The organism is Streptomyces sp. NPDC000151 (assembly GCF_040301705.1).
Lineage (GTDB): Bacteria > Actinomycetota > Actinomycetes > Streptomycetales > Streptomycetaceae > Streptomyces.
The window spans coordinates 1-24,541 of sequence record NZ_JBEPFC010000115.1 but is presented as its reverse complement, the minus strand read 5'-3'; the positions used below and the strand labels follow the sequence as shown (position 1 = coordinate 24,541).

The 24,541-nt window shown below is 72.6% G+C and carries 22 protein-coding genes; 16 read left to right on the top strand and 6 right to left on the bottom strand.

Going from position 1 to position 24,541, the window contains the following annotated elements:
* The 3 genes from ABT381_RS26330 to ABT381_RS26320 all read left to right on the top strand — a co-directional run.
* Window positions 1-1,143 (top strand): alpha/beta fold hydrolase (locus tag ABT381_RS26330; protein ID WP_351599000.1); only part of this gene is annotated, 1,143 nt, incomplete at its 5' end.
* A gap of 224 nt (window positions 1,144-1,367) precedes the next feature.
* Complete coding sequence (gene tsaE / locus ABT381_RS26325; protein WP_351598998.1) at window positions 1,368-1,886, top strand: tRNA (adenosine(37)-N6)-threonylcarbamoyltransferase complex ATPase subunit type 1 TsaE; 519 nt, start codon at window positions 1,368-1,370, stop codon at window positions 1,884-1,886.
* Window positions 1,887-2,061: 175 nt separating this feature from the next.
* Window positions 2,062-2,265, top strand: a complete 204-nt coding sequence (locus tag ABT381_RS26320) for a hypothetical protein (protein ID WP_351598996.1) — start codon at window positions 2,062-2,064, stop codon at window positions 2,263-2,265.
* A 161-nt stretch (window positions 2,266-2,426) separates the two neighbouring features.
* Here ABT381_RS26320 and ABT381_RS26315 read toward each other — a convergent pair whose 3' ends face one another.
* Entirely contained in the window at window positions 2,427-3,008 is a 582-nt protein-coding gene (locus tag ABT381_RS26315) for a hypothetical protein (RefSeq protein ID WP_351598994.1), read from the bottom strand.
* 143 nt (window positions 3,009-3,151) lie between these two features.
* Here ABT381_RS26315 and tsaB point away from each other — a divergent pair, with 143 nt between their 5' ends.
* The 3 genes from tsaB (at window position 3,152) to tsaD (ending at window position 5,527) form a co-directional block, all read left to right on the top strand.
* Window positions 3,152-3,841: a tRNA (adenosine(37)-N6)-threonylcarbamoyltransferase complex dimerization subunit type 1 TsaB gene (gene tsaB / locus ABT381_RS26310; RefSeq protein ID WP_351598992.1), complete on the top strand. Its 690-nt coding sequence runs from the start codon at window positions 3,152-3,154 to the stop codon at window positions 3,839-3,841.
* A gap of 71 nt (window positions 3,842-3,912) precedes the next feature.
* On the top strand, window positions 3,913-4,383 hold the full coding sequence (gene rimI / locus ABT381_RS26305) for a ribosomal protein S18-alanine N-acetyltransferase (protein ID WP_351599002.1): 471 nt from the start codon (window positions 3,913-3,915) through the stop codon (window positions 4,381-4,383).
* Window positions 4,376-5,527, top strand: coding sequence for a tRNA (adenosine(37)-N6)-threonylcarbamoyltransferase complex transferase subunit TsaD (gene tsaD, locus ABT381_RS26300; protein WP_351598990.1), 1,152 nt, complete (start codon window positions 4,376-4,378; stop codon window positions 5,525-5,527). Before rimI ends, tsaD begins: the two co-directional genes overlap by 8 nt.
* 36 nt (window positions 5,528-5,563) lie before the next feature.
* Here tsaD and ABT381_RS26295 read toward each other — a convergent pair whose 3' ends face one another.
* Window positions 5,564-6,745 carry a THUMP-like domain-containing protein gene (locus tag ABT381_RS26295; protein WP_351598988.1) on the bottom strand — a complete coding sequence of 394 codons (1,182 nt, stop codon included), beginning with the start codon at window positions 6,743-6,745 and terminating at the stop codon, window positions 5,564-5,566.
* Between the two features lie 217 nt (window positions 6,746-6,962).
* On the opposite strand from ABT381_RS26295, the gene groES reads away from it, so the two are divergent.
* Window positions 6,963-7,271 carry a co-chaperone GroES gene (gene groES, locus ABT381_RS26290; protein ID WP_019329594.1) on the top strand — a complete coding sequence of 103 codons (309 nt, stop codon included), beginning with the start codon at window positions 6,963-6,965 and terminating at the stop codon, window positions 7,269-7,271.
* A gap of 132 nt (window positions 7,272-7,403) precedes the next feature.
* A complete protein-coding gene (gene groL / locus ABT381_RS26285) occupies window positions 7,404-9,032 on the top strand; it encodes a chaperonin GroEL (RefSeq protein ID WP_351598986.1) in 1,629 nt (542 codons plus the stop codon).
* A 92-nt stretch (window positions 9,033-9,124) separates the two neighbouring features.
* Here the strand turns inward: groL and ABT381_RS26280 are convergent, their stop codons facing one another.
* A complete protein-coding gene (locus ABT381_RS26280; RefSeq protein WP_351598984.1) occupies window positions 9,125-9,898 on the bottom strand; it encodes an SDR family NAD(P)-dependent oxidoreductase in 774 nt (257 codons plus the stop codon).
* A 246-nt stretch (window positions 9,899-10,144) separates the two neighbouring features.
* On the opposite strand from ABT381_RS26280, the gene ABT381_RS26275 reads away from it, so the two are divergent.
* On the top strand, window positions 10,145-11,056 hold the full coding sequence (locus ABT381_RS26275; RefSeq protein ID WP_351598982.1) for a LysR family transcriptional regulator: 912 nt from the start codon (window positions 10,145-10,147) through the stop codon (window positions 11,054-11,056).
* 96 nt (window positions 11,057-11,152) lie between these two features.
* Here the strand turns inward: ABT381_RS26275 and ABT381_RS26270 are convergent, their stop codons facing one another.
* Window positions 11,153-11,482, bottom strand: a complete 330-nt coding sequence (locus tag ABT381_RS26270) for a WhiB family transcriptional regulator (RefSeq protein WP_351598980.1) — start codon at window positions 11,480-11,482, stop codon at window positions 11,153-11,155.
* A 388-nt stretch (window positions 11,483-11,870) separates the two neighbouring features.
* Here ABT381_RS26270 and ABT381_RS26265 point away from each other — a divergent pair, with 388 nt between their 5' ends.
* The 4 genes from ABT381_RS26265 (at window position 11,871) to ABT381_RS26250 (ending at window position 16,319) form a co-directional block, all read left to right on the top strand.
* Window positions 11,871-12,482 (top strand): response regulator transcription factor, encoded by a 612-nt coding sequence (locus ABT381_RS26265; protein WP_003948568.1) that lies wholly within the window; start codon window positions 11,871-11,873, stop codon window positions 12,480-12,482.
* A 365-nt stretch (window positions 12,483-12,847) separates the two neighbouring features.
* On the top strand, window positions 12,848-13,423 hold the full coding sequence (locus ABT381_RS26260) for a sigma-70 family RNA polymerase sigma factor (protein WP_351598978.1): 576 nt from the start codon (window positions 12,848-12,850) through the stop codon (window positions 13,421-13,423).
* Window positions 13,424-13,595: 172 nt separating this feature from the next.
* Window positions 13,596-15,095: an IMP dehydrogenase gene (guaB, locus tag ABT381_RS26255; protein WP_351598976.1), complete on the top strand. Its 1,500-nt coding sequence runs from the start codon at window positions 13,596-13,598 to the stop codon at window positions 15,093-15,095.
* Window positions 15,096-15,209: 114 nt separating this feature from the next.
* Window positions 15,210-16,319 (top strand): GuaB3 family IMP dehydrogenase-related protein, encoded by a 1,110-nt coding sequence (locus ABT381_RS26250; RefSeq protein ID WP_030262970.1) that lies wholly within the window; start codon window positions 15,210-15,212, stop codon window positions 16,317-16,319.
* 55 nt (window positions 16,320-16,374) lie between these two features.
* Here the strand turns inward: ABT381_RS26250 and ABT381_RS26245 are convergent, their stop codons facing one another.
* Window positions 16,375-17,622, bottom strand: coding sequence for a nucleotide sugar dehydrogenase (locus ABT381_RS26245; RefSeq protein ID WP_351598973.1), 1,248 nt, complete (start codon window positions 17,620-17,622; stop codon window positions 16,375-16,377).
* 209 nt (window positions 17,623-17,831) lie between these two features.
* Between ABT381_RS26245 and ABT381_RS26240 the strand changes: the two genes are divergently transcribed.
* Complete coding sequence (locus ABT381_RS26240; protein ID WP_351598971.1) at window positions 17,832-19,538, top strand: glycerol-3-phosphate dehydrogenase/oxidase; 1,707 nt, start codon at window positions 17,832-17,834, stop codon at window positions 19,536-19,538.
* A gap of 65 nt (window positions 19,539-19,603) precedes the next feature.
* Here the strand turns inward: ABT381_RS26240 and ABT381_RS26235 are convergent, their stop codons facing one another.
* Window positions 19,604-20,923: a serine hydrolase domain-containing protein gene (locus ABT381_RS26235; protein WP_351598969.1), complete on the bottom strand. Its 1,320-nt coding sequence runs from the start codon at window positions 20,921-20,923 to the stop codon at window positions 19,604-19,606.
* A 194-nt stretch (window positions 20,924-21,117) separates the two neighbouring features.
* Here ABT381_RS26235 and ABT381_RS26230 point away from each other — a divergent pair, with 194 nt between their 5' ends.
* A complete protein-coding gene (locus ABT381_RS26230) occupies window positions 21,118-22,989 on the top strand; it encodes a serine/threonine-protein kinase (protein ID WP_351598967.1) in 1,872 nt (623 codons plus the stop codon).
* Window positions 22,990-23,347: 358 nt separating this feature from the next.
* A partial coding sequence (locus ABT381_RS26225; RefSeq protein ID WP_351598965.1) for a protein kinase domain-containing protein occupies window positions 23,348-24,541 on the top strand: 1,194 nt, incomplete at its 3' end.

The window sequence follows — 24,541 nt, the reverse complement described above, 5'->3', positions numbered from 1 at the left end:
GCGGGCGCCGCGATCGGCGTGGTCGCCGCGGGCGCGGCCGCCGGGGTGGCGCTGGAGCGGCTGACGGTCGGCCGGGGCGTGCGCCGCAAGGCGCGGATGGCGCTGGACTCGGCGGGCCCGTACGGGGCGCTGCGCGGCACACCGGGCACGGCGTACGCGGAGGACGGCACGGCGCTGTACTACGAAGTCGACGAACCGGAAGACTGGCCGGACGGGGAGGCCCAGGGGGCCCGCCGCAAGCGCCTGCTGGGGGCCCTGGGGCGACGCTCCGCGGCCCCCACCGTCGTCTTCTGCCACGGTTACTGCCTCAGTCAGGACGCCTGGCACTTCCAGCGGGCCGCGCTGCGCGGCAGAGTCCGTACGGTCCACTGGGACCAGCGCAGCCACGGCCGCTCGGCCCGCGGCCACGCCCAGATCGAGGGCACCGATCCGGTCACCATCGACATGCTGGGCCGGGACCTGAAGGCGGTACTGGACGCCGCCGTCCCGGACGGGCCGATCGTGCTGGTCGGCCACTCCATGGGCGGCATGACGGTGATGGCGCTCGCGGACCACTTCCCCGAGTACGTCGCCGAGCGGGTGGTCGGCGTCGGGCTGATCGGGACGTCGGCGGGGCGGCTGAGCGAGGTCGCCTCCTTCGGGCTGCCGTCGCTGGGCGTGAAGGCGGTGCACCGGTTCGCGCCGGGCCTGCTGAAGGCGCTGGGTGCGCAGAGCGAGCTGGTCGAGAAGGGCCGCCGGGCCACGGCCGACCTCTTCGCGGGCCTGGTGAAGCGGTACTCCTTCGGCGCGCCGAAGGACGTGGACCCCGGCGTCGCCCGCTTCGCCGAGCGCCTCATCGAAGCGACGCCCATCGACGTCGTCGCGGAGTTCTTCCCGGCGTTCGCGGTGCACGACAAGACGGGAGCGCTGGCGGCGTACGACGGCGTACCGGCGCTCGTACTGGCCGGCGACCGCGACCTGATCACGCCGCCCGAGCACAGCCGCACGATCGGCGAACTGCTGCCGGCCGCGGAGCTGGTCTGCGTACCGGACGGCGGCCACCTGGTCATGCTCGAACACCCGGAACTGGTCAACGACCGCCTGACGTCCCTGGTGGAACGCGCGGCAACAGAAGCACGCAGCTGGCGCCCGGCCCGGGCTTGAGGGCCGAGGGGCGCGGGGGCGCGGCGCTTCCATGGAGAGCAGCGCACGCTGCGCCCACGTAGGGGCGGCCCGCGCAGCGCCTACGGGTGCAGCCCCGCATCCCCCCACCTCGGGGGTTACCCAGGGGTGGGGCGGCGTGCACCTTGCCGGGGGCCGGTGCACCCGAAAGTGCGGTGGGGTGACGCTGGCGCGCGCCGGCTGCCCGGGCTCGTACCATCGGCGGCATGAGCACCACCGACGCCATCACGCAGGTAACCGTCAAGACTCCGGACCGGATGCAGGAGTTGGGCCGCCGGCTCGCCGGGCTGCTGCGCCCGGGTGACCTGGTGCTGCTGAGCGGCGAGCTCGGCGCCGGCAAGACGACGCTGACCCGAGGCCTGGGCGAGGGCCTGGGCGTACGGGGCGCCGTCACCTCGCCGACCTTCGTCATCGCCCGCGTGCACCCCTCCCTGCAGGCCGGCCCGCCGCTGGTACACGTCGACGCGTACCGGCTCGGCGGCGGCCTGGACGAGATGGAGGACCTGGACCTGGACGTGTCGCTGCCGGAGTCGGTGGTGGTCGTGGAGTGGGGCGAGGGCAAGGTCGAGGAGCTGTCCGAGGACCGGCTGCACGTGGTCATCGCGCGCGCCGTGGGCGCGGAGGCGGCCGTGGACGACGCCGAGGACGACGTCCGCGAGGTCACCGTCACCGGCGTCGGCGAGCGCTGGGCGGGCCGCGACCTGAGCGTGCTGCAGGAGCTCTGAGCGGCGCCGGGCGAGCGGCCTGGTGGGACTTCGCCGGTCGGCGGCGTCCGTAGTTTCCGACAAGCCGTCGGGAAGATGTTGCGTCGGCGGTGCCGGGCGTGGTCACATGGAGGGAGAGAGCCGGTTAGGTCTACCTAACCATGCCCGCTCGCCCCAGGATTCCCGGGAGGCATCCATGTCGGCCCACCAGTCCCTCGCCGCGGCGGCCCGCCGCGACGACAGCGAACCGTCTCCGCACCGCCGCGAGGACGGGCCCCGGCCGACCATGAACGAGCTCCTGGCGTCCTGCGCGGCCGCCACCGCGGTCTCCACGCCACCGGACGCCCCCGAGCCGGCCTCGCCCGACGCGAGCGAGAACAGCGGCCGCGACGCCGCGTAGGCGGCAAGCCGGACCCTCGGTGGTCGGCACGCCAATGCCCCGCCGTCGGCCGATGCCTCCGCCGTCCACCGACGGCCCGTTTCCCGCGTAGCCCGTACGAGTGATTCGTAAGCCCGCGCCTCTGCGCTGCGCCGTACGGGTGCGGGCCCGCCTCGCGTGGGCTACGGAACGACGACGACCTTCTTGCCGATCGTCGCGAACTTCCACATCGCCGCGCCGTCGGCCCGCTTCTCGCGGATGCCGCCGGTCTTCTGCTTCTGCTGCTTCTGCGGCGTGCCCGTGCCCGGCTGCGGCATCGAGCCGTCGACCGCCGCGCTGAAGCCGACCACGACGTTGTCGACCGTCGCGAACCGCACGACATTCTCGATCGGAATGCCGTCGGAACCGGTCACGCTCGCGGAGCGCGTGGTCACCGAGTACGCCCCCGGCGCCGGGCTGACCGTGCTGGGCACGACCTCGTACGTCCGCAGGACCTGGTCCTTCGGGCCGACCAGCCACACCCGCCGGGCGTCCAGCGCGTACACCACGCGCTCGCCCGTGCCGGAGTGCGCCGGTACCGCGGTCTCCCGCTGTTCCTTCTCCTTCGCCGACTCCTTGGGCGCGGGGTGCCCCGACGGCGCGGGCGAGACCGCGGCGCCGCCCTTGGCCGCGCGGACCGGCGCCAACGGGCCGGTGGCGTCCGCCGAGGCCTGGAAGGCCAGGAAGCCGACCGCGGCCAGCGCCGCCACAGTGAGAGCCGTCACGATCGAGCTGCTCCTAGCGGCCACCGCCGTGCCACCTTTCCGTACGGTCCGTACGCGTCAGAAGTCCGAAGTCCCCGCACGCAGCGTACCGGCGAGCGCGGTACCCGGCAGGGCGGTGTCCGCCGCGCCGTAGTCTTGAGGGCGTGCTGCTGCTTGCCCTTGACACCGCGACCCCCGCCGTTTCCGCCGCGCTGCTCAGCTGCGACCCCGGCCCGGACGGCGGCCCGGCCGCTCCCCGTGTGCTCGCCGAGGCGCGCGAGGTGGACGCCCGCCGCCACGGCGAACTGCTGCTGCCCGCCGTCGACCGCGTGCTCGGCGAGGCCGGCGTGAAACTCGACGCGGTCACGGACGTCGTCGTCGGCGTCGGCCCCGGCCCGTACACCGGCCTGCGCGTCGGCCTGGTCACCGCCGCCACCTTCGGCGCGGCCCTGGACGTGCCCGTGCACGGCCTGTGCACGCTGGACGGCATCGCGTACGCCTCCGGTATCGAGGAGCCGTTCGTGGTCGCCACGGACGCGCGCCGCAAGGAGGTCTACTGGGCCCGCTACGCCGACTTCCGTAACCGGCTGACCGACCCGGCCGTCGACCGCCCGGCCGACATCGCCGAGCAGGTCGCCGGGGTGCCGGCGGTGGGCGCGGGCGCGCTCCTGTACGACGGCGCCTTCGACGGCGTACGGACGGACGGGCCCGAGTACCAGTCGGCGGCGGCCCTCGGCACGCTCGCCGCCGAGAAGCTGGCCCGCGGCGAGGAGCTGCTGCCGCCGCGGCCGTTGTACCTGCGCCGCCCCGACGCCCAGGTGCCCGCCAACTACAAGGTGGTCACCCCGAAGTGACCGCCCACGCCGGCCGGCCCCCGGGGGCCGGTGACCCGCAGCCCGCCGACCGGCCCGCCACGCTGCGCGAGATGCGCTGGTGGGACATCGAGCCGGTGCTGGCGCTGGAGGAAGAGCTGTTCCCCGAGGACGCCTGGTCCCGGGGGATGTTCTGGTCCGAGCTGGCACACGCCCGCGGGCCCGGCGCCAACCGGCACTACACCGTCGCCGAGCGGGACGGCCGGCTCGTCGGCTACGGCGGGCTCGCCGCCGTGGACGGCACCGGCGACGTCCAGACCATCGCCACAGCCCGCGACCAGTGGGGCTCCGGGCTCGGCGGCCGGCTGCTGACCGACCTGCTCACCGCCGCCACCACCTTCGAGTGCCACGAAGTGCTCCTCGAAGTACGCGTCGACAACCACCGCGCCCAGCGCCTGTACGAACGCTTCGGCTTCGAGCCCATCGGCTTCCGCCGCGGCTACTACCAGCCGGGCAACGTCGACGCCCTGGTCATGCGCTACACCACCGAATCCCTCGTACAAGGAACACCGATCAATGGCTGACGAACCGCTCGTCCTCGGCATCGAGACCTCCTGCGACGAAACCGGTGTCGGCATCGTCCGCGGCCACACCCTGCTGGCCGACGCGATCGCCTCCAGCGTCGACGAACACGCCCGCTTCGGCGGCGTCGTCCCCGAGGTCGCCTCCCGCGCCCACCTGGAGGCGATGGTCCCCACGATCCAGCGCGCCCTGAAGGAGGCCGGCGTCGCCGCCTCCGACCTGGACGGCATCGCCGTCACGGCGGGGCCCGGCCTGGCGGGCGCCCTGCTCGTCGGCACCTCGGCGGCCAAGGCGTACGCGTACGCCCTCGGCAAGCCGCTGTACGGCGTCAACCACCTCGCCTCGCACATCTGCGTCGACCAGCTCGAACACGGCGCGCTGCCCGAGCCGACCATGGCCCTGCTGGTCTCCGGCGGCCACTCCTCGCTGCTGCTCGCGCCGGACATCACCTCCGACGTGCGGCCGCTGGGCTCGACGATCGACGACGCGGCGGGCGAGGCGTTCGACAAGGTCGCCCGGGTGCTGCACCTCGGCTTCCCCGGCGGCCCGGTCATCGACCGGATGGCCCGCGAGGGCGACCCGGACGCGATCGCGTTCCCGCGCGGCCTCACCGGCTCCCGCGACCCCAAGTACGACTTCTCCTTCTCCGGCCTGAAGACCGCCGTGGCCCGCTGGATCGAGGCCAAGCGCGCGGCCGGCGAGGAGGTGCCGGTCGCCGACGTCTCCGCGTCCTTCCAGGAAGCGGTGGTGGACGTGCTGACGCGCAAGGCCGTACGGGCCTGCAAGGACCACGGCGTGGACCACCTGATGATCGGCGGCGGCGTCGCGGCCAACTCCCGGCTGCGCGCGATGGCCGAGCGGCGCTGCGAGGACGCGGGCATCACGCTGCGCGTGCCGCGCCCGAAGCTGTGCACGGACAACGGCGCGATGGTCGCGGCCCTGGGCGCCGAGATGGTCGCCCGGAACCGCCCGCACTCCGCCTGGGAGCTGTCCGCCGACTCCTCCCTCCCGGTCACCGAGCCGCACGTCCCGGCCCCGGAGCACCGTCACCGCCACGGCGTACCGCACAGCCAGGGCCACGGCCACGGTCATGGCCACGACCACGATCACGTGCACGAGATCAGCAAGGACAACCTGTACTCGTGAGCGGCCGTCGGCCGTACTGCTGAGGCGCCGGCCTCCTCATCGAGGCGTCGCCGGCCGGCCGATGAGCATCGTCGGGGCGCCCGCGACGCGGGTGAGGAGGACCGTGGCGGAGTGCGGGCCGCGGAGCTTCACCTTGCGGCGGAGCTCCTCCGGCTCGACGGCGGAGCCGCGCTTCTTGACCGTCAGCACGCCGATCTCGCGCTCCCGGAGGAGTGCCTTGAGCTTCTTGAGGTTGAAAGGCAGCTCGTCGGTGATCTCGTAGGCGGCGGCGTACGGGGTGGGGCGCAGCTCGTCGGCGGTGACGTACGCGATGGTCTCGTCGATCAGGCCGCCGTCCAGCTCCGCCGCGACCTCCGCGACCAGGTGCGCGCGGATGACGGCGCCGTCCGGCTCGTAGAGGTAGCGGCCCACCGGGCGCACGGCCGGGTCGGGGAGCGGCGCTGTGGTGTGCAGCGCGGCGCCGGAGGGGAGCAGGGTGGCCCGTACCGAGCCCGGGTCCGTGCCGAACCAGAGCACGGCCTCCTTCACGTCGCCGCCGTCCGAGATCCACTCCGCGGCGGCGTCCTCGGGGATCGCCTCGTGCGGGATGCCGGGGGCGATCTTGAGGGCGGCGTGCGGGGCCTTGCGGGCCGCCTCGATCGCCCAGGAGAGCGGTGGGGAGTACGCCTCCGGGTCGAACACGCGGCCGCGGCCGCCCCGCCGCGCCGGGTCCACGAAGACGGCGTCGTACGGGCTCGTGTCGATCTCCGTGACGTCTGCGCAGCGCACCTCGATCAGGTCGGCCAGGCCCAGCGCCTCGGCGTTCGCGCGGGCCACCTCGGCGGTGAGCGGGTCGCGGTCCACGGCCAGGACCCGGATGCCGGCCCGGGCGTACGCGATCGCGTCGCCGCCGATGCCGCAGCACAGGTCGGCGACGGACCGTACGCCGAGCGCGGCCAGCCGCGCGGCGCGGTGGACGGCGACGGTGCGGCGGGTGGATTGCTCGACGCCGTTCGGGGTGAAGAACATCCGGTACGCGTCCTCGGCGCCGAACTTCGCGACTGCCCGCTGCCGCAGCCGGGCCTGCCCGAGTGCCGCGGAGACCAGTTCGGCCGGGTGCTCGCGGCGCAGCCGGGTGGCGGTGGCGAGTTCCTGCGCGGGGTCGTGGTCGCGGAGGCCGGACAGCAGCGCCCGGCCCTCGTCGGTGAGCAGCGCGGAGAAGGAGTCGAGAGGGTTCACCCGGCCCATTCTGGGGCAGGTCACGGATCTCTTTCGAAGCCACGTTGGCACTCCGCTTGACCGAGTGCTAACCGCGTCATAGTCTCGGCGCTGGCACTCACCACTGGAGAGTGCCAAACACAGCGACGGGCAGGTCCGGCACCCGCGACGACGGATCCACCTGGTCGCCACCTCAGACAGTTAACCCCGTGAGATCTCCGAAGGGGGAGGTCGGATCGTGACGACCGCCAGCTCCAAGGTTGCCATCAAGCCGCTCGAGGACCGCATTGTGGTCCAGCCGCTCGACGCCGAGCAGACCACGGCTTCGGGCCTGGTCATTCCGGACACCGCCAAGGAGAAGCCCCAGGAGGGCGTTGTCCTGGCCGTGGGCCCGGGCCGCTTCGAGGACGGTAACCGTCTTCCGCTCGACGTTTCCGTCGGCGACGTCGTGCTCTACAGCAAGTACGGCGGCACCGAGGTGAAGTACAACGGCGAGGAGTACCTCGTCCTCTCGGCCCGCGACGTTCTCGCGATCGTCGAGAAGTAAGCCGGGAGTCCGGGTTCACCTCGGACACCAGTACTGCACCCAGCTTTTCTGATCTGCGCCCCTGGTTCCCGCGTCTCACCACCCGGGGCAGGGGCGCATTTCGTTGAGAGTACGACTAAGGACACGTAACTCATGGCGAAGATTCTGAAGTTCGACGAGGACGCCCGTCGCGCCCTCGAGCGCGGCGTCAACAAGCTTGCCGACACGGTCAAGGTGACGATCGGCCCCAAGGGCCGCAACGTCGTCATCGACAAGAAGTTCGGCGCCCCCACCATCACCAACGACGGTGTCACCATCGCGCGCGAGGTCGAGGTCGACGACCCGTACGAGAACCTCGGCGCCCAGCTGGTGAAGGAGGTGGCGACCAAGACCAACGACATCGCGGGTGACGGCACCACCACCGCGACCGTCCTGGCCCAGGCCCTGGTCCGCGAGGGTCTGCGCAACGTCGCCGCCGGTGCCTCCCCGGCCGCCCTGAAGAAGGGCATCGACGCCGCCGTGAAGGCCGTGTCCGACGACCTCCTCGCGACCGCCAGCCCGATCGACTCCAAGTCGGACATCGCCGCCGTGGCCGGCCTGTCCGCCCAGGACAAGCAGGTCGGCGAGCTCATCGCCGAGGCGATGGACAAGGTCGGCAAGGACGGTGTCATCACCGTCGAGGAGTCCAACACCTTCGGCCTGGAGCTCGACTTCACCGAGGGCATGGCCTTCGACAAGGGCTACCTCTCCCCGTACATGGTCACCGACCAGGAGCGGATGGAGGCCGTCCTCGAGGACCCGTACATCCTGATCCACCAGGGCAAGATCGGCTCGATCCAGGACCTGCTGCCGCTGCTGGAGAAGGTCATCCAGGCCGGCTCCTCCAAGCCGCTGCTGATCATCGCCGAGGACGTCGAGGGCGAGGCCCTGTCGACCCTGGTCGTGAACAAGATCCGCGGCACCTTCAACGCCGTCGCCGTGAAGGCCCCCGGCTTCGGTGACCGCCGCAAGGCGATGCTCGGCGACATGGCCACCCTCACCGGTGCGACCGTCATCGCCGAGGAGGTCGGCCTCAAGCTCGACCAGGCCGGTCTGGACGTGCTGGGCACCGCCCGCCGCGTGACCGTCACCAAGGACGACACCACCATCGTCGACGGTGGCGGCAACTCCGAGGACGTGCAGGGCCGCGTCAACCAGATCAAGGCCGAGATCGAGTCCACCGACTCGGACTGGGACCGCGAGAAGCTCCAGGAGCGCCTCGCCAAGCTCGCCGGTGGCGTCTGCGTCATCCGCGTGGGTGCGGCCACCGAGGTCGAGCTCAAGGAGAAGAAGCACCGTCTGGAGGACGCCATCTCCGCGACCCGCGCCGCGGTCGAGGAGGGCATCGTCTCCGGTGGTGGCTCCGCGCTCGTCCACGCCGCCAAGGTGCTCGAGGGTTCGCTCGGCAAGGAGGGTGACGAGGCCACCGGTGTCGCCGTCGTCCGCCGCGCCGTCGTCGAGCCGCTGCGCTGGATCGCCGAGAACGCGGGCCTCGAGGGTTACGTCATCACCGCCAAGGTCGCCGAGCTCGAGAAGGGCAACGGCTTCAACGCCGCCACCGGCGAGTACACCGACCTGGTGAAGGCCGGCGTCATCGACCCGGTCAAGGTCACCCGCTCCGCCCTGGAGAACGCCGCCTCCATCGCCTCCCTGCTGCTCACGACCGAGACCCTGGTCGTCGAGAAGCCGGCGGAGGAGGAGGCCGAGGCCGGCCACGGCCACGGCCACGGCCACTCGCACTGAGTGCAGTAGCTCCGCACCGAGGCCCGGCACCCCGCGAAGGGGAGCCGGGCCTCGGGCTTTTCCGGTACGTGCGGGCTGCTGCCGGGTGAGCGCTACTGCGGCCCGTACTTGCGTCCCGTCCGGGACGTGACGCCGCCCAGGAGGTTGCGCGGGGCGAGCTTCACGACGCCCATCATGGCCTTGTAGCGCGGGTCGGGGATGGAGAGGGACTTGCCGCGGGCGAGGTCCTTCATCGCCGCGTCGACCAGCTTGTCGGCGTCCAGCCACATCCAGTCGGGGATGTTGTCCGTCCCCATCCCGGCCCGCTCGTGGAATTCCGTACGGACGAAGCCCGGGCACAGGGCCATCAGGCGCACCCCGCTGCCGGCCAGGTCGCGGGCCGCGCCCTGGGTGAACTGCACGACCCACGCCTTGCTCGCGCCGTACGTGCCGCGCGGCACGAAGGCCGCGACCGAGGCGACGTTGACCACGCCGCCGCGCCGCCGCTCGCGCATCCCCTTCACCGCCGCCGAGGTCAGCCGCAGTACCGCCTCGCAGTGCACCTTCAGCATCGTCAGCTCGTCGGCCATGGGCACTTCGAGGAACTCGCCCTTGTTGCCGAAGCCCGCGTTGTTGACCAGCAGGTCCACCGGGTGCCTGGTGTCACCGAGCCGTTCCTCGACGGCCGCGATGCCCTCCTCCGTCGCCAGATCGGCGACCAGCACCCCGGCCTCGATGCCGTGCCGGTCGTGCAGCTCGGCCGCGTGTTCGCGCAGCTTCTCCTCGTTACGGGCCACCAGCACCAGGTTGTGCCCGTCGCCCGCCAGCCGGCGCGCGAACGCCGCCCCGATGCCCGCCGTCGCTCCCGTGACCAATGCAGTCGTCATAAGAGAACGCTATCGGCACGGTGGTCCGCCGCCCGCCCGGGCACCCGCCGTACGGGCGACCGACCCGCCGTCAGCTCCCTCGCCCCGTCCGGTACTTCGGAGCCCGCGCACGGTGTACTTCCGGCCCACTGGTGATGGGATTCGCGCCGAATGTTCCGGCGGTTTCCGCTGTCGTACGGTGGGTGATGCGCCAAAGCGGCGAGTGATTTATCCGAGCTCGCCCCAAGTGATGCTTATGCTTGAGGCATGATCGAGGCTCGTCATCTCCGCGTGCTCCGCGCCGTCGCGCGGACCGGTTCCTTCTCCGCCGCCGCGCGCGAGCTCGGCTGCACCCAGCCCGCCGTCTCCCAGCAGATGAAGGCGCTCGAACAGTCGGCGGGCACGCCGCTGATCATCCGTGCCGGCCGCGAGATGCGGCTCACCGAGGCCGGCCAGGCCCTCGTGCGGCACGCCGCCGGCATCCTCGCCGGGCTCACCGCCGCCGAGGAGGAGGTCGCGGCGATCGCCGGGCTGCGCGCCGGGCGGGTCCGGCTGGTGTCCTTCCCCTCGGGCAGCTCCACGCTGGTGCCGACCGCGCTGGCCGCGATGCGCGCCGCGCACCCCGGTACGGGGGTCTCGCTGGACGAGGCGGAGCCGCCGCGCTCCATCGAAATGCTGCGCGGCGGCGACTGCGAGATCGCGCTGGCCTTCCGGTATCCGGAGGTGCCGGGCGCCGACCCGGCGGCCGAGTCGGAGTGGGACGACCTGGTCGTGCGGCGGGTGCTCACCGACCGGCTGGTGGGGCTGGTGCCCGAGGAGCACCGGCTCGCCGGCGAGGGGCGCGCCGGCTTCGCCGAGCTGGCGGACGAGCCGTGGATCGCGGGCTGCCCGCGCTGCCGCCGCCACCTGGTCACAGTGTGCGAGCGCGCCGGGTTCACGCCGCGCATCGACTTCGCCACCGACGACTACCCGGCGGTGATCGGGCTGGTGGGCGCGGGCCTGGGCGTCGCCGCTCTCCCGGAGCTGGCGCTGGCCTCGGTACGGCCCAAGGCGGCGCGCACGATCCGGCTGGAGCCGGTCGTGCAGCGCGAGATCGTGGCGCTCACGCTGCCGGACCTGGCGCAGGTCCCGGCGGTGGCGGCGATGCTCGACCAGCTGGCGGCCGCGGGCCGCCGCTGATCTGCACCGGTACCGCTCTCCCGGCGGTACCGGCCGCCGCACCGCGCGGGGCGCGGCAGCGGCGCAGAAACGTTACGTCTGTTCGGGTGGACGGCGTCACCCTCTGTACAGCGTGGCCGGGTTCGAGCCGCCGGCCGGCACGAGGCGGTGCCGCGCCCGGCCCATCAGCTCTTCCCGCTCGTCCTCGGTCAGTCCTCCCCACACGCCGTAGGGCTCGCGGACGGCCAGGGCGTGGGACGCGCATTCGGCGCGTACAGGACAGCGCATGCAGACCTCTTTCGCGGACGTCTCGCGCGCGCTGCGGGCCGCGCCACGTTCGCCCTCGGGGTGGAAGAAGAGCGAACTGTCCACGCCGCGGCAGGCGGCGAGCAGTTGCCAGTCCCAGAGGTCCGCGTTCGGGCCCGGAAGGCGGGAGAAATCTGCCATTGCTAGTCCCCTCGAAGCGTGGCGGTACGGGCTCCTGTTCAAGACCGTACATCTACCGTCTAAGCAGATGTAAATATGACTCATCTCGAATCTTGCCCCAGATAACTAGCAAACGGAAGAAAAGCCACCAAACAGGGCATACCGCCCCCGTTACGGGAAGTGGTGCGGCAGGGGGCGCGGGTCTTGATGCTGCGTGTCCGGCCCCTCACATAGAGTGTCGAAAACGGCTCCTCAGCCCGTAACTCTTTCGGGTGACCGTCGTTGAGAGTGCGGAAGCGGTTGACAGAGGGACTCCCCGGGCAGGTGTCCGAGGCCGTCAATCGCACAGGTGACGATACGTACCAGCCTGGAGGCACAACGTGACGCGCATCAGCTGCGGAGGACGGCCATGACTTCCGTCCTCGTCTGCGACGACTCCCCGCTTGCCCGAGAGGCGCTCCGTCGGGCGGTTGCGACCGTCCCCGGCGTCGAGCGCGTGACGACCGCGGCCAACGGCGAGGAAGTCCTCCGCCGCTGGGGTGCCGATCGCTCGGACCTGATTCTGATGGACGTACGGATGCCCGGCCTCGGCGGCGTCGAGACCGTGCGCCGGCTGCTGTCCGCCGACCCGGGCGCCCGGATCATCATGCTCACCGTCGCCGAGGACCTCGACGGCGTGGCACTCGCCGTCGCCGCCGGCGCCCGCGGCTATCTGCACAAGGACGCCTCGCGCGCCGAGCTGCGCGCGACGGTCACCCAGGCGCTCGCCGACCCGACCTGGCGCCTCGCCCCGCGCCGGCTGCGGTCCGCCGAGATGGGTGCAGCCCCGACGCTCACCGCGCGTGAGATCCAGGTGCTCGAAGGCATGAGCCACGGCCGGTCGAACGCCGAGATCGGCCGCGAGCTCTTCCTCTCCGAGGACACGGTCAAGACGCACGCCCGGCGCCTCTTCAAGAAGCTCGGCGCCTCCGACCGCGCACACGCGGTCGCGCTCGGCTTCCGCTGGGGCCTGGTCCGCTGAGCCCCCTAGGGCACAGCGGGGCCGCGGCGCGCGCCCTCCCGACGGGGTGGCGCGTGCCACGGCCCCGTTGTGCCGCCGTCCGGCGCCGAAACCTCACGCTATGCCGCATGCTTGAGGTGTGACTCCTCCCCGGCTCCAGGGCCGGGGCTTCTCACTCGGCCAGAAGAGACCTCATGACGGACATGCCCTGCCCGGTGCCCTACGGCGCCGAAGAACGCCATGGGCGACGTCTCGGGTCCGGCATGGGCAACACCCGAAAGGGGGAGGCGTGGGACGTGAGTGCAGGCACACCGACGCATAACACTTCGGTGCACAACTACGGGGGCGATGCCGCGAACCGCGCGGCACCAAGGCACCATGGACCGATGCGCGAGGACGGGACCCAGGAGATCGGCGGGCTCGTCGCACGTGCCGTCGAGGGGGACCGGCAGGCCACGCACGACCTCCTCGCACACGTGCACCCGCTCGCACTGCGCTACTGCCGTACGCGGCTGTCGCGGCTGCCGGGTGATGCTCGCCACTTCGTCGAGGACCTCGCACAGGAGGTCTGCGTGGCGGTGCTCTGCGCGCTGCCGCGTTACCGGGACACCGGCAAGCCGTTCGAGGCGTTCGTCTTCGCCATCGCCGGCCACAAGGTCGCCGACCTGCAGCGGGCCGCGATGCGCGGCCCCGGCAGCACGGCCGTGCCCTCGGACGAGATGCCGGAGCAGCCGGACAACTCACTCGGCCCCGAGGAGCGGGCGCTGCTCAGCAGTGACGCGGAGTGGGCCAAGAAGCTGCTGGCCAGCCTGCCGGAGAACCAACGGGAGCTGGTGCTGCTGCGGGTCGCGGTCGGGCTGACGGCGGAGGAGACCGGGCAGATGCTGGGGATGTCGCCGGGGGCCGTGCGGGTCGCGCAGCACCGCGCGCTCAGCCGGCTGCGGGCGCTCGCCGAGCAGTAGTCACGCCCCCTCCGGAAGCGGAGGGGGCGGGCTGCCGCGCCCTGCTGACGTCCGGGCGGCGCCGCCCGTGTGAACGCACAAAAAATACGGGTGATCTTGCTCGTGGAATGAGACACCGGCCATTCCCGTTAGCATGGACATCCGCACTGATCAAGGCCATTGGGAAGGTGTCATGACCAACGTCGACGGAGTGCCCGGAAAATTCGCGACACTCGGGCTGACCTACGACGATGTGCTGCTGCTGCCGGGCTCCTCGGACATGGCGCCCGACCAGATCGACACCTCCTCGTACATCTCGAAGAATGTCCGGGTGAACGTCCCGCTGCTGTCCGCGGCGATGGACAAGGTGACCGAGGCCCGGATGGCCATCGCGATGGCCCGCCAGGGCGGCGTCGGTGTGCTGCACCGCAACCTCTCCATCGAGGAGCAGGCCAACCAGGTCGACCTGGTCAAGCGCTCCGAGTCCGGCATGGTCACCGACCCGATCACGGTGCACCCGGACGCGACCCTGGCCGAGGCCGACGACCTGTGCGCGCGCTTCCGTATCAGCGGCGTCCCGGTGACCGACGCGGCGGGCAAGCTGCTCGGCATCGTCACCAACCGCGACATGGCCTTCGAGACCGACCGCAGCCGTCAGGTGCGCGCCGTCATGACGCCGATGCCGCTGGTCACGGGCAAGGTCGGGATCTCTGGCGTGGACGCCATGGAGCTGCTGCGCCGCCACAAGATCGAGAAGCTGCCGCTGGTCGACGACTCGGGCGTCCTCAAGGGCCTGATCACGGTCAAGGACTTCGTCAAGGCCGAGCAGTACCCGAACGCCGCCAAGGACTCCGAGGGCCGGCTGCTGGTCGGCGCGGCCGTCGGCGTGGCGGGCGACGCGTACGAGCGGGCCCAGGCGCTGATCGAGGCCGGCGTGGACTTCATCGTGGTGGACACCGCGCACGGCCACTCCCGGCTGGTCGGCGACATGGTCGCCAAGATCAAGTCGAACTCCTCCGTCGACGTCGTCGGCGGCAACATCGCCACCCGCGACGGCGCCCAGGCGCTCATCGACGCCGGCGTGGACGGCATCAAGGTCGGCGTCGGCCCCGGCTCGATCTGCACCACCCGCGTCGTCGCCGGCATCGGCGTCCCGCAGGTCACCGCGATCTACGAGGCGTCGCTCGCCGCGAAGGCGGCCGGCGTCCCGGTCATCGGCGACGGTGGCCTGCAGTACTCCGGTGACATCGCGAAGGCCCTGGTCGCGGGCGCCGACACGGTCATGCTCGGCTCCCTCCTCGCCGGCTGCGAGGAGTCGCCGGGTGAGCTGATGTTCATCAACGGCAAGCAGTTCAAGTCGTACCGCGGCATGGGTTCGCTGGGCGCGATGCAGACCCGCGGCGACCGCAAGTCCTTCTCCAAAGACCGGTACTTCCAGGAGGGTGTCGCCTCCGACGAGAAGCTGGTGCCCGAGGGCATCGAGGGCCAGGTGCCCTACCGCGGCCCGCTCTCCTCGGTCGTCCACCAGCTCGCCGGCGGCCTGCGCCAGTCGATGTTCTACGTCGGCGGCCGGACGGTCCCGGAGCTGCAGGAGCGGGGCCGGTTCGTCCGGATCACCTCGGCGGGCCTGAAGGAGAGCCACCCGCACGACATTCAGATGACGGTCGAGGCGCCGAACTACAACGCCCGCTGACCAGGCAGTACACAGCCTGTGCAGGAGCCCGCGGACCACACGTCCGCGGGCTGCGGCATGTCGGGGATACTGGAAACGGCAGACGAAGCCGCGAAGTAAGCGAAAGGCCACATAGTGACTGAGATCGAGATCGGGCGCGGCAAGCGCGGCCGCCGGGCGTACGCCTTCGACGACATCGCCGTCGTACCGAGTCGGCGGACCCGCGACCCGAAGGAGGTCTCGATCGCCTGGCAGATCGACGCCTACCGCTTCGAGCTGCCGTTCCTGGCCGCCCCGATGGACTCCGTCGTCTCGCCGCAGACCGCCATCCGCATCGGCGAGCTGGGCGGCCTGGGCGTGCTCAACCTCGAGGGCCTGTGGACCCGGTACGAGGACCCGGAGCCGCTGCTCGCGGAGATCGCCGAGCTGGACGAGGCCACCGCGACCCGCCGCCTGCAGGAGATCTACGCGGCCCCGATCAAGGAAGAGCTGATCGGCCAGCGCATCAAGGAGGTGCGCGACTCCGGCGTGGTCACCGCCGCCGCGCTCTCCCCGCAGCGCACGGCCCAGTTCTCCAAGGCCGTCGTGGACGCGGGCGTGGACATCTTCGTGATCCGCGGCACCACCGTCTCCGCCGAGCACGTCTCCTCCGCCGCCGAGCCGCTGAACCTCAAGCAGTTCATCTACGAGCTCGACGTCCCGGTCATCGTCGGCGGCTGCGCGACCTACACCGCGGCCCTGCACCTGATGCGTACCGGCGCGGCCGGCGTGCTGGTGGGCTTCGGCGGCGGCGCCGCGCACACCACCCGTAACGTCCTGGGCATCCAGGTCCCGATGGCCACCGCCGTCGCGGACGTCGCGGCCGCGCGCCGCGACTACATGGACGAGTCCGGCGGCCGGTACGTCCACGTCATCGCCGACGGCGGCGTGGGCTGGTCCGGCGACCTGCCCAAGGCCATCGCCTGCGGCGCGGACGCCGTGATGATGGGCTCCCCGCTGGCCCGCGCCACCGACGCGCCCGGCCGCGGCCACCACTGGGGCATGGAGGCCGTCCACGAGGACGTGCCGCGTGGCAAGCGCATGGACCTCGGCACGGTCGGCACGACCGAGGAGGTGCTGCACGGCCCGTCGCACACCACGGACGGTTCGATGAACTTCTTCGGCGCGCTGCGCCGCGCGATGGCCACGACCGGCTACTCCGACCTGAAGGAGTTCCAGCGGGTCGAGGTGACGGTCCGCGCCTGATCCGCGGTTCTTCGCGCGTAAGGGGCCCTGCCGGCGCGGCAGGGCCCCTTCGCGTTCACAGCCGGTGCGCCGCCCCCGTAGGCGTCGCCCCGCGCGTGTCCAGCAGCAGCTGGGCCTTCACGGCCAGGCCCTGGAGGTCGTACGTGCGGTGGTGCTGCAGGAGCAGCGTGAGGTCGGCGGCGGAGGCGGCCTCGTACAGCGAGTCCGCGCGCGGGACCGGGCGGCCCAGCACCTGCCACTGGGGGACGTACGGATCGTGGTACGTCAGGTGGGCGCCCAGCTCCAGGAGGCGGGAGGCGATCTCGCGGGCCGGTGAGCCCTCCTCGTCGCCGATGTCCGGCTTGTACGTCACCCCGAGCAGCAGTACGCGCGCGCCGCGGGCCGATTTGCCGTGCTCGTTCAGGAGGGTGGCGCAGCGCTGGATGACGTACCGGGGCATCCGGCCGTTGACCTCCTGGGCGAGCTCGACCATGCGGAGCGGGTAGCCGGGGGTGCGGCCCTTGTGGGCGAGGCAATTGGGGTCGATGGGGGCGGCGTGGCCGCCGACGCCGGGGCCGGGGCGGAACGCCTGGAAGCCGAAGGGCTTGGTCTCGGCGCAGCGGATGACGTCCCAGAGGTCCACGCCGATGTCGTGGCAGAGGACGGCCATCTCGTTCATCAGGGCGATGTTGACGTGCCGGTAGTTGGTCTCCAGCAGCCCGGCGGTCTCGGCCTCCTTGGGGCCGCGGGCGCGGACGACCTTGTCGGTGAGCCGGCCGTAGAAGGCGGCGGCGGCTTCGGTGCAGGCGGGGGTGAGGCCGCCGATGACCTTGGGGGTGTTGGCGTGGCCGTAGCGGCGGTTGCCGGGGTCGTAGCGGGCGGGGGAGCAGGCGAGGTGGAAGTCGCGTCCCGCGATAAGGCCGGAGCCCGCTTCCAGGAGTGGCCGGAGGAATTCCTCGGTGGTCCCGGGGTACCCCGTGGACTCCAGGATCACCGTGGTGTGGGGGCGCAGATGTGCGGCGAGGGTGCGGGCGGCGTCGGCCACCGCGCGCAGGTCCAGGGCGCGGTCCTCGCCGAGCGGGGTGGGGGCGCAGATGACCGCCGTACGGACCCGGCCGAGCGCGGCCGGGTCGGTGGTGGTGCGGAAGCCGGCGGTGAGCAGCCGGCGCACTTCGGTGGGGGAGAGCGGGCCGTCGGCGCCGAGGCCGGCGGCGGTGTGCGGTGCGGGGGCGTAGCCGAGGGTGCCGAGGCCGGCGGCGACGGCGGCCTGGGCGAGGGGGAGGCCGATGTGGCCGAGTCCGATGACGGCGAGGTCTGCGGGCATTCTGGCCGTCCTTCCCGAGCGATTCCAGGTAGCGCATAAGTAGACTAAGCCGACATTTGACCCAGAATGGGGATTGGTGGATCAAGGGTGCGGAGTGGCGCCTTCCCGACCGGTAAGTGTGCGGAGGGTGGCTGGCCCGGCCACCTCCGGACAGAATCAACAACGGGGTGTGGCACCGATCACAGCACCGACCGAAGCGGGAGGCAGTGGTGAGGACAGCGACACTGGGACCGGCCGAGCGCGCCGGAGCACTGGCACAGATGGCGGAACGCGAGCTGGACGTGCTGGTCATCGGCGGCGGCGTCGTCGGCGCCGGCACCGCACTGGACGCGGTGACGCGCGGACTGTCCACGGGCCTGGTCGAGGCGCGGGACTGGGCATCGGGCACGTCATCACGCTCCAGCAAGCTGATCCACGGAGGGCTGCGCTATCTGGAGATGCTGGACTTCGCGCTCGTACGGGAGGCGCTGAAGGAACGCGGGCTGCTGCTGGAGCGGATCGCGCCGCATCTGGTGAAGCCGGTGCCCTTCCTCTATCCCCTCCAGCACAAGGGCTGGGAGCGCTGGTACGCCGGCACGGGCGTGGCGATGTACGACGCGATGTCGCTCTCCTCCGGGCACGGCCGCGGGCTGCCCGCCCACCGGCATCTCACCCGTTCGCGCGCGCTGCGTGTCGCGCCCTGCCTGAAGAAGGACGCGCTGGTCGGCGCCCTGCAGTACTACGACGCCCAGATGGACGACGCGCGGTACGTCGCCACCATCGTGCGCACCGCCGCCGCCTACGGGGCGCTCACGGCCAACCGGGCCCGGGTCGTCGGCTTCCTGCGTGAGGGCGAGCGGGTGGTCGGCGCCCGCGTGCAGGACGTGGAGGCCGGCGGCGAGTACGAGGTGCGCGCCCGGCAGATCGTCAACGCCACGGGCGTGTGGACCGACGACACCCAGGGCCTGATCAACGAGCGCGGCCAGTTCCACGTCCGCGCCTCCAAGGGCATCCATCTGGTCGTACCGAAGGACCGCATCCACTCCACCACCGGGCTGATCCTGCGCACGGAGAAGAGCGTGCTGTTCGTCATCCCCTGGGGACGGCACTGGATCATCGGCACCACCGACACCGACTGGGACCTGGACAAGGCGCACCCCGCCGCCTCCAGCGCCGACATCGACTACCTCCTCGAACACGTCAACTCCGTCCTCTCCACCCCGCTGACCAGGGACGACGTGGAAGGTGTGTACGCGGGGCTGCGGCCGCTGCTGGCGGGCGAGTCGGACGCGACGAGCAAGCTGTCGCGCGAGCACACGGTCGCGCACCCGGTGCCGGGCCTGGTCGTGGTCGCGGGCGGCAAGTACACGACGTACCGGGTCATGGCCAAGGACGCGGTGGACGAGGCGGTGCACGGGCTGGACCAGCGGGTCGCGGACTGCGTGACCGAGGACGTGCCGCTGGTGGGCGCGGAGGGCTACAAGGCGCTGTGGAACGCGCGGGCGCACATCGCGGCGCGCACCGGCCTGCACGTCGCCCGTATAGAGCATCTGCTGAACCGCTACGGCTCGATGGCGGAGGAGGTACTGGAGCTGATCACCGACGACCCGTCACTCGGCGCGCCGCTGGCCGCCGCCGACGACTACCTCCGCGCCGAGGTCGTCTACGCCTGCACCCACGAGGGCGCCCGCCACCTGGACGACGTGCTGACCCGGCGCACCCGGATCTCCATCGAGACCTTCGACCGGGGCACCCGCAGCGCCCGCGAGGTCGCCGAGCTGATGGCGCCCGCGCTGGGCTGGGACCAGGACCAGATCGACCGGGAGATCGAGCACTACGAGAAGCGGGTCGAGGCCGAGCGGGAGTCCCAGCGGCAGCCGGACGACCTGACGGCGGACGCGGCCCGGCTGGGCGCGCCGGACATCGTGTCGCGCTAGCGGGCGCGGCGCGGCGCCGGGCGTGGCGTGGCGCCGGGCGTGGCGTGGCGCCGGTCCGTCCGGCGTCACGCCCGCGGGCAGAACTCCGCCGTCAGCAGGGCGCGTATCCGGCGGGGCGCGTCCGGCCGGTCCGTGTTCATCCGCAGCGTCAGCACGTGCCGGCCGTCCTCGGTGGCCGCGGTCTGCGCGTACGAGCCGTTGATGTCGCCGTCGTGGCCCCATACCGTGACGCCGCACGGCAGCCGGGTCCCGTAGAGGCCCAGCCCGTACACGCCGTTCGTGTCCTTTTCGTCCCGCATCTGGGCGAGCTGACGGGGCGGCAGCAGCCGGCCGCCGAGCAGCGCCGCGAAGAAACGGTTCAGGTCGCCGAGCGTGGTGACCAGCTCGCCCGCCGCGCCCGCCCGGCTGGGGTCGAGCGTCGTACTGTCCACCCGCTCCGCGCCCACCTGCGAGTACCCGCGCCCGTACGGCCGCGGCAGCCGCGGATCGGTCCCGGGGAAGGACGTATCCGACAGCCCCAGTGGCGCGATGATCCGGCGCCCGGCCTCCTCGGCGTACGAGTGCCCGGTCACCGCCTCGATGATCTGCCCCAGTACGAGGTAGTTGGTGTTGGAGTACGCGTACCGGGCGCCGGGGGCGGCCTCCGGCGGATGGGCGAGCGCCGTCCGCACCAGCTCCGCCGGGGTGTAGGTGTCGTAGCGGTGCGCGGTGAAGCCGGCGCCGTGCAGCTCCCGCGACAGCTCCGGGTCGGCGGTGTAGTTGTACAGGCCGCTGGTGTGGTCCAGCAGTTCGCGGACGGTGACCTCGCGCGGGTCCGTACGGCCGGGGACGAGGGCCGGCAGCAGCGCGCCGACGGTGTCGTCCAGGGAGAGCCGGTGCTCGGCGGTCAGCTGCAGCACGACCGTGGCGATGAAGGTCTTGGTGAGGCTGCCCGCGCGGAAGTGGTCGGCGGGTGTGATGGGCCGGTCCGTCCGCAGGTCGGCCACGCCCGCTGCGGTGAACCGCGAGGCGTACACCTGACCGTCACGGGTCGTCAGCGCCGCCGCGCCCGGCGCCTCCCCGTCCGCCAGCGCGCGAACCGCCCGGGCGGTCGCGGGCTTCGGCGCGTGCGCCGGGCCCTTCGGTGTGCTGGATGTACGCGTCGCACTCGGGGTACGGGACGGCGCGTGCCTACCGGGTGACGGGGGGCGCGCATCGGGGCGCGGCGTACGGGGCGTGGGCGGCGGCGAGCCCGTACCGGGGTCCGGCGAGCCTGTGGCGGGGCGGCGCGCGCCGGGCGCATCCGTCGCCGCGAAGTGCGCCGGAGCGCGGTCGTTGCCGGCGCATCCGGCCGTGAGGAGCACGCCAAGGGCCGCCGCCAGCGCCGCCGCACGGCTAAAATTCACGGATCGCAAGGTCAATCGGGACTCCCGGTAGTCGGGCCCATCATGACGGGTGCCCAGCGCGTACTCCTCCTGGCCCCGGGCCTTCCCCACCGCCGCGGATGAGGGAGAATGAAGGCTCTGCCAGGGTGGGTTGTCCGAGTTGGGGTATTTTGGTGTTGCGGTTGCCAACTCGGCTGGATTGCAGAGGGGATTCAGTGGGCGACGAGGACGCCAAGGACGGCGAGACGGGCAGGCTGCTCGCGGGCCGTTACCGGCTGGGCGATGTCCTCGGCCGGGGCGGGATGGGCACGGTCTGGCGGGCACGGGACGAGGTCCTGGGCCGCACGGTCGCGGTCAAGGAACTGCGCTTCCCGGGCGGGGTCGAGGAGGACGAGAAGCGCCGCCTGATCACCCGTACGCTGCGCGAGGCGAAGGCGATCGCCAGGATCCGCAACAACGGCGCGGTCACGGTCTACGACGTGGTCGACGAGGACGACCGCCCGTGGATCGTCATGGAACTGGTCGAGGGCCGCTCGCTCGCCGAGGTGATCCGCGACGACGGCGCGCTCACTCCGCGCCGCGCCGCCGAGGTCGGCCTCGCCGTCCTGGACGTGCTGCGCGCCGCGCACCGCGAGGGCATCCTGCACCGCGACGTGAAGCCGTCCAACGTCCTGATCGCCGACGACGGCCGGGTGGTGCTCACGGACTTCGGCATCGCCCAGGTCGAGGGCGACCCCTCGGTCACCTCCACGGGCATGCTCGTCGGCGCGCCTTCGTACATCGCGCCGGAGCGCGCCCGCGGCCAGAAGCCCGGCCCGCCGTCCGACCTGTGGTCGCTGGGCGGCCTGCTGTACGCCTGCGTCGAGGGGGTTCCCCCGTACGACAAGGGTTCCGCGATCGCCACCCTCACCGCGGTGATGACCGAGCCGGTGGACCCGCCGAAGAACGCCGGTGGCCTCGAAGAGGTCATCTACGGGCTGCTGGTGAAGGACCCCGCGGGGCGGCTGAGCGACGAGGCCGCCCGTGCGCTGCTGACGGCCGCCGTCAACGCGCCCGAGGACACCGGCGCCAAGCCGCCGGAGAAGCCCGTCGAGGCCACGCGCATGATGGCGCTGCCGCCGAAGCCTCCGGCACCGCCAAGACCCACCGCCGCCACCGCCGGCGCGGCCGCCGAGCCGGCCAGGGAGCGGATGCGCGGCGCCCTGAAGTCCGTACGCAGCGCCGCGGCGGCCGCCTCGGCCGCCCGCTCCGCGCCGAAGCCGGGCGGCACGCCGGCGTCCGGCCGGCCGACGTCGGGCGCGTCCCGGGCCTCGCTGACCGACGTCGTACCGAAGCGCACGCTCGTGATCGTCGCGGTGGTCGCCGTCCTCGCGGTCATCGGTACGGTGCTGGCCTTCGCGCTGAGCGCCGGGGACGACACCGCGGGCAAGGGCACGGCCCAGGGCAAGCGGAGCACCGACGCGGCCCCCGCGTCCGACGAGCCGCAGGGCGAGCGCAAGGCGAGCCCGCAGGCCAGCAGCGGGGCGCCGGCCGAGCAGGCGAGCGGGACGCCCGCGAAGGACGACGCGGGCGACGACGGGAAGAGCGACGACAAGGGCGGCGACAAGGGCAGCGACAAGAACGGCGCCCTCCCGGACGGCTTCGAGAAGGTCTCCAACGGCCGGTTCCACTTCACGATGGCGATGCCGAAGGGCTGGAAGCAGACCGGCACGGCGGGGCAGAGCTCGGGCGGCATCTACAGCGCGTCCGGGGGCTTCCCGCGCATTCAGGTCGACTTCAACGCCAAGCCGACCGACGACGCCGCCGCGGCCTGGCGCGGCCTGGAGCCCGCGGTGCGCGGCAGCAGTGCGGGCTACCACCTCATCGGCATCAAGAAGGCCGACTGGCGGGACTTCCCGACCGTCGCCGACTGGTCGTTCACCCGTGAGCAGCACGGCCAGAAGGTGCGCGTACTGAACCGTGGCTTCAAGGTGGACGGTGGCCACGGCTACGCGATCATGATCAGCTGCAAGGCGGGGAGCTGGTCGGACAAGGAGTGCCGACAGCTCCGGGAGACCGCGTTCCGCACCTTCCAGGTGAAGGGCTGAGGGCCTCCGGGGGAGCGCCGACGGCCTACGGAGTGAGGGCCGGTGGCCTACGGGGGAGAGCCGGTGGCCCACGGATCAGCGGGCTGATCCCGGCACGCGCGTAACTGCCGTCCCCCGCGTCCGTATGAGGGACTGATCATTCCGCCCGCTCCGGTGGCAGAAAGCCGCCGGGGCGGGTGAGCGCTGTTGCGCCGAGCGGTCCCCAGGCGGACCCGGGACACGTATCGTGGCCCCACATAGACCGTACGCGGCCGCATTTCGGCAGTATTGCGACTGGAACCGACCACGGACCGCTGTGCCGGGGGGTAAGGACGGTCCAGGGGTAGGCCGCGGGCATCGCGCGCACTGGGGAGGCGTCGTGGACGAGTACGCGGGGCGAGTGCTCGCCGAGCGCTACCGCCTTCCTGTGCCGCCGCCGGACGCGCCCGAGCCGGTCCTGACCCGCGTGCTGGACACCTACAGCAGCCAGGAAGTGCTGGTCCGTCAGGTGCCGCTCCCGGACGTCGTGGACGCGGAGCTGGTCGACGAGTACGACACGGGGGCCGGGTCCGGCCGGGAGTACGGCGGTGCGGGGGGCGGTGGCCGCGGGCGGCGTACGGATGCCGGTCCGGGCTCCGGCGGGGGCTCGCGGGCCGACCGCGATCCGTCCGATCCCGTGGTGCGGCGCGCCCTGGAGGCCGCGACGGCCGCCGCGCGCGTCCCGGACCATCCCCGGCTCGACCAGGTTTTCGACGTCTTCGCGCAGGACGGCAGCCTGTGGATCGTCAGCGAACTGATCCCCGCCCGGCCGCTGTCGGCGCTGCTCGCCGACCGCACGCTGACCCCGCACCGCGCGGCGGAGATCGCCGCCGACATCCTCACCGCCCTGCGCGCCCTGCACGCGCACGGCTGGACGCATCGCAACATCACCCCGCGCACGGTCCTGGTCTGCGACGACGGCCGCGTCGTCCTCACCGGCCTGGCCGCCGGCGCCGCGGAGGAGGCGCTGTGCGGCTACGACCCGGTACCCCGCGAGGCGGAGCCGCCCCCGGGAGCGGTCCGCGCGGGCGTGGTACGGGAGTGGCGCGCGGGGAGCGGGGGCGCGCCGGGGGCTTTGGGTGGTGGGGCTGTGCGGGGTGGTGCTGTACCTGGTGGGGCCGTGCACGGTGGCTCTTCTGGGGTGCCTGGGGCGCGTACGCCTTCGGGGGCGGGGGCGGCTGGGGAGCGCGCGCCTGCGGAGGCGGGGCCGCGTACGCCTGCGGAGGCGGGGCCGCCCGGAGCGCGTGCGTCTTCGGAGGCTGCTGCGGCCGAGGACGATCCGCGGCGGGCGCGGGCCGGGGCGATCGCCGCGTACCGGGCCGGTGCCAGGGCCGCGGCGGCGCGCACGGCCGGTCCGGGGAACCGTTCCGCCTTGCCGCCGGGGCCTCCCGGCGTACCGGGCCGCCCCGGCCCGCCGCAGGGGCAGCCCGCCGCACCGGGCAGTGCCACGTACGGAGGCGGGCTGCCGGGCCCCGTACGCAGGCCGCAGGGCGGTACGAACGCGCTCCCGACCGGCCCGCAGAGCCGCCCCGTG

Bases quoted from the DNA above. Each gene is read 5' to 3' on its own strand.
- tsaE (WP_351598998.1), top strand. From the start codon at position 1,368: ATGAGCACCACCGACGCCATCACGCAGGTAACCGTCAAGACTCCGGAC.
- ABT381_RS26320 (WP_351598996.1), top strand. From the start codon at position 2,062: ATGTCGGCCCACCAGTCCCTCGCCGCGGCGGCCCGCCGCGACGACAGC.
- rimI (WP_351599002.1), top strand. From the start codon at position 3,913: ATGCGCTGGTGGGACATCGAGCCGGTGCTGGCGCTGGAGGAAGAGCTG.
- tsaD (WP_351598990.1), top strand. From the start codon at position 4,376: ATGGCTGACGAACCGCTCGTCCTCGGCATCGAGACCTCCTGCGACGAA.
- groL (WP_351598986.1), top strand. From the start codon at position 7,404: ATGGCGAAGATTCTGAAGTTCGACGAGGACGCCCGTCGCGCCCTCGAG.
- ABT381_RS26280 (WP_351598984.1), bottom strand. From the start codon at position 9,898: ATGACGACTGCATTGGTCACGGGAGCGACGGCGGGCATCGGGGCGGCG.
- ABT381_RS26275 (WP_351598982.1), top strand. From the start codon at position 10,145: ATGATCGAGGCTCGTCATCTCCGCGTGCTCCGCGCCGTCGCGCGGACC.
- ABT381_RS26270 (WP_351598980.1), bottom strand. From the start codon at position 11,482: ATGGCAGATTTCTCCCGCCTTCCGGGCCCGAACGCGGACCTCTGGGAC.
- ABT381_RS26265 (WP_003948568.1), top strand. From the start codon at position 11,871: ATGACTTCCGTCCTCGTCTGCGACGACTCCCCGCTTGCCCGAGAGGCG.
- ABT381_RS26260 (WP_351598978.1), top strand. From the start codon at position 12,848: ATGCGCGAGGACGGGACCCAGGAGATCGGCGGGCTCGTCGCACGTGCC.
- guaB (WP_351598976.1), top strand. From the start codon at position 13,596: ATGACCAACGTCGACGGAGTGCCCGGAAAATTCGCGACACTCGGGCTG.
- ABT381_RS26245 (WP_351598973.1), bottom strand. From the start codon at position 17,622: ATGCCCGCAGACCTCGCCGTCATCGGACTCGGCCACATCGGCCTCCCC.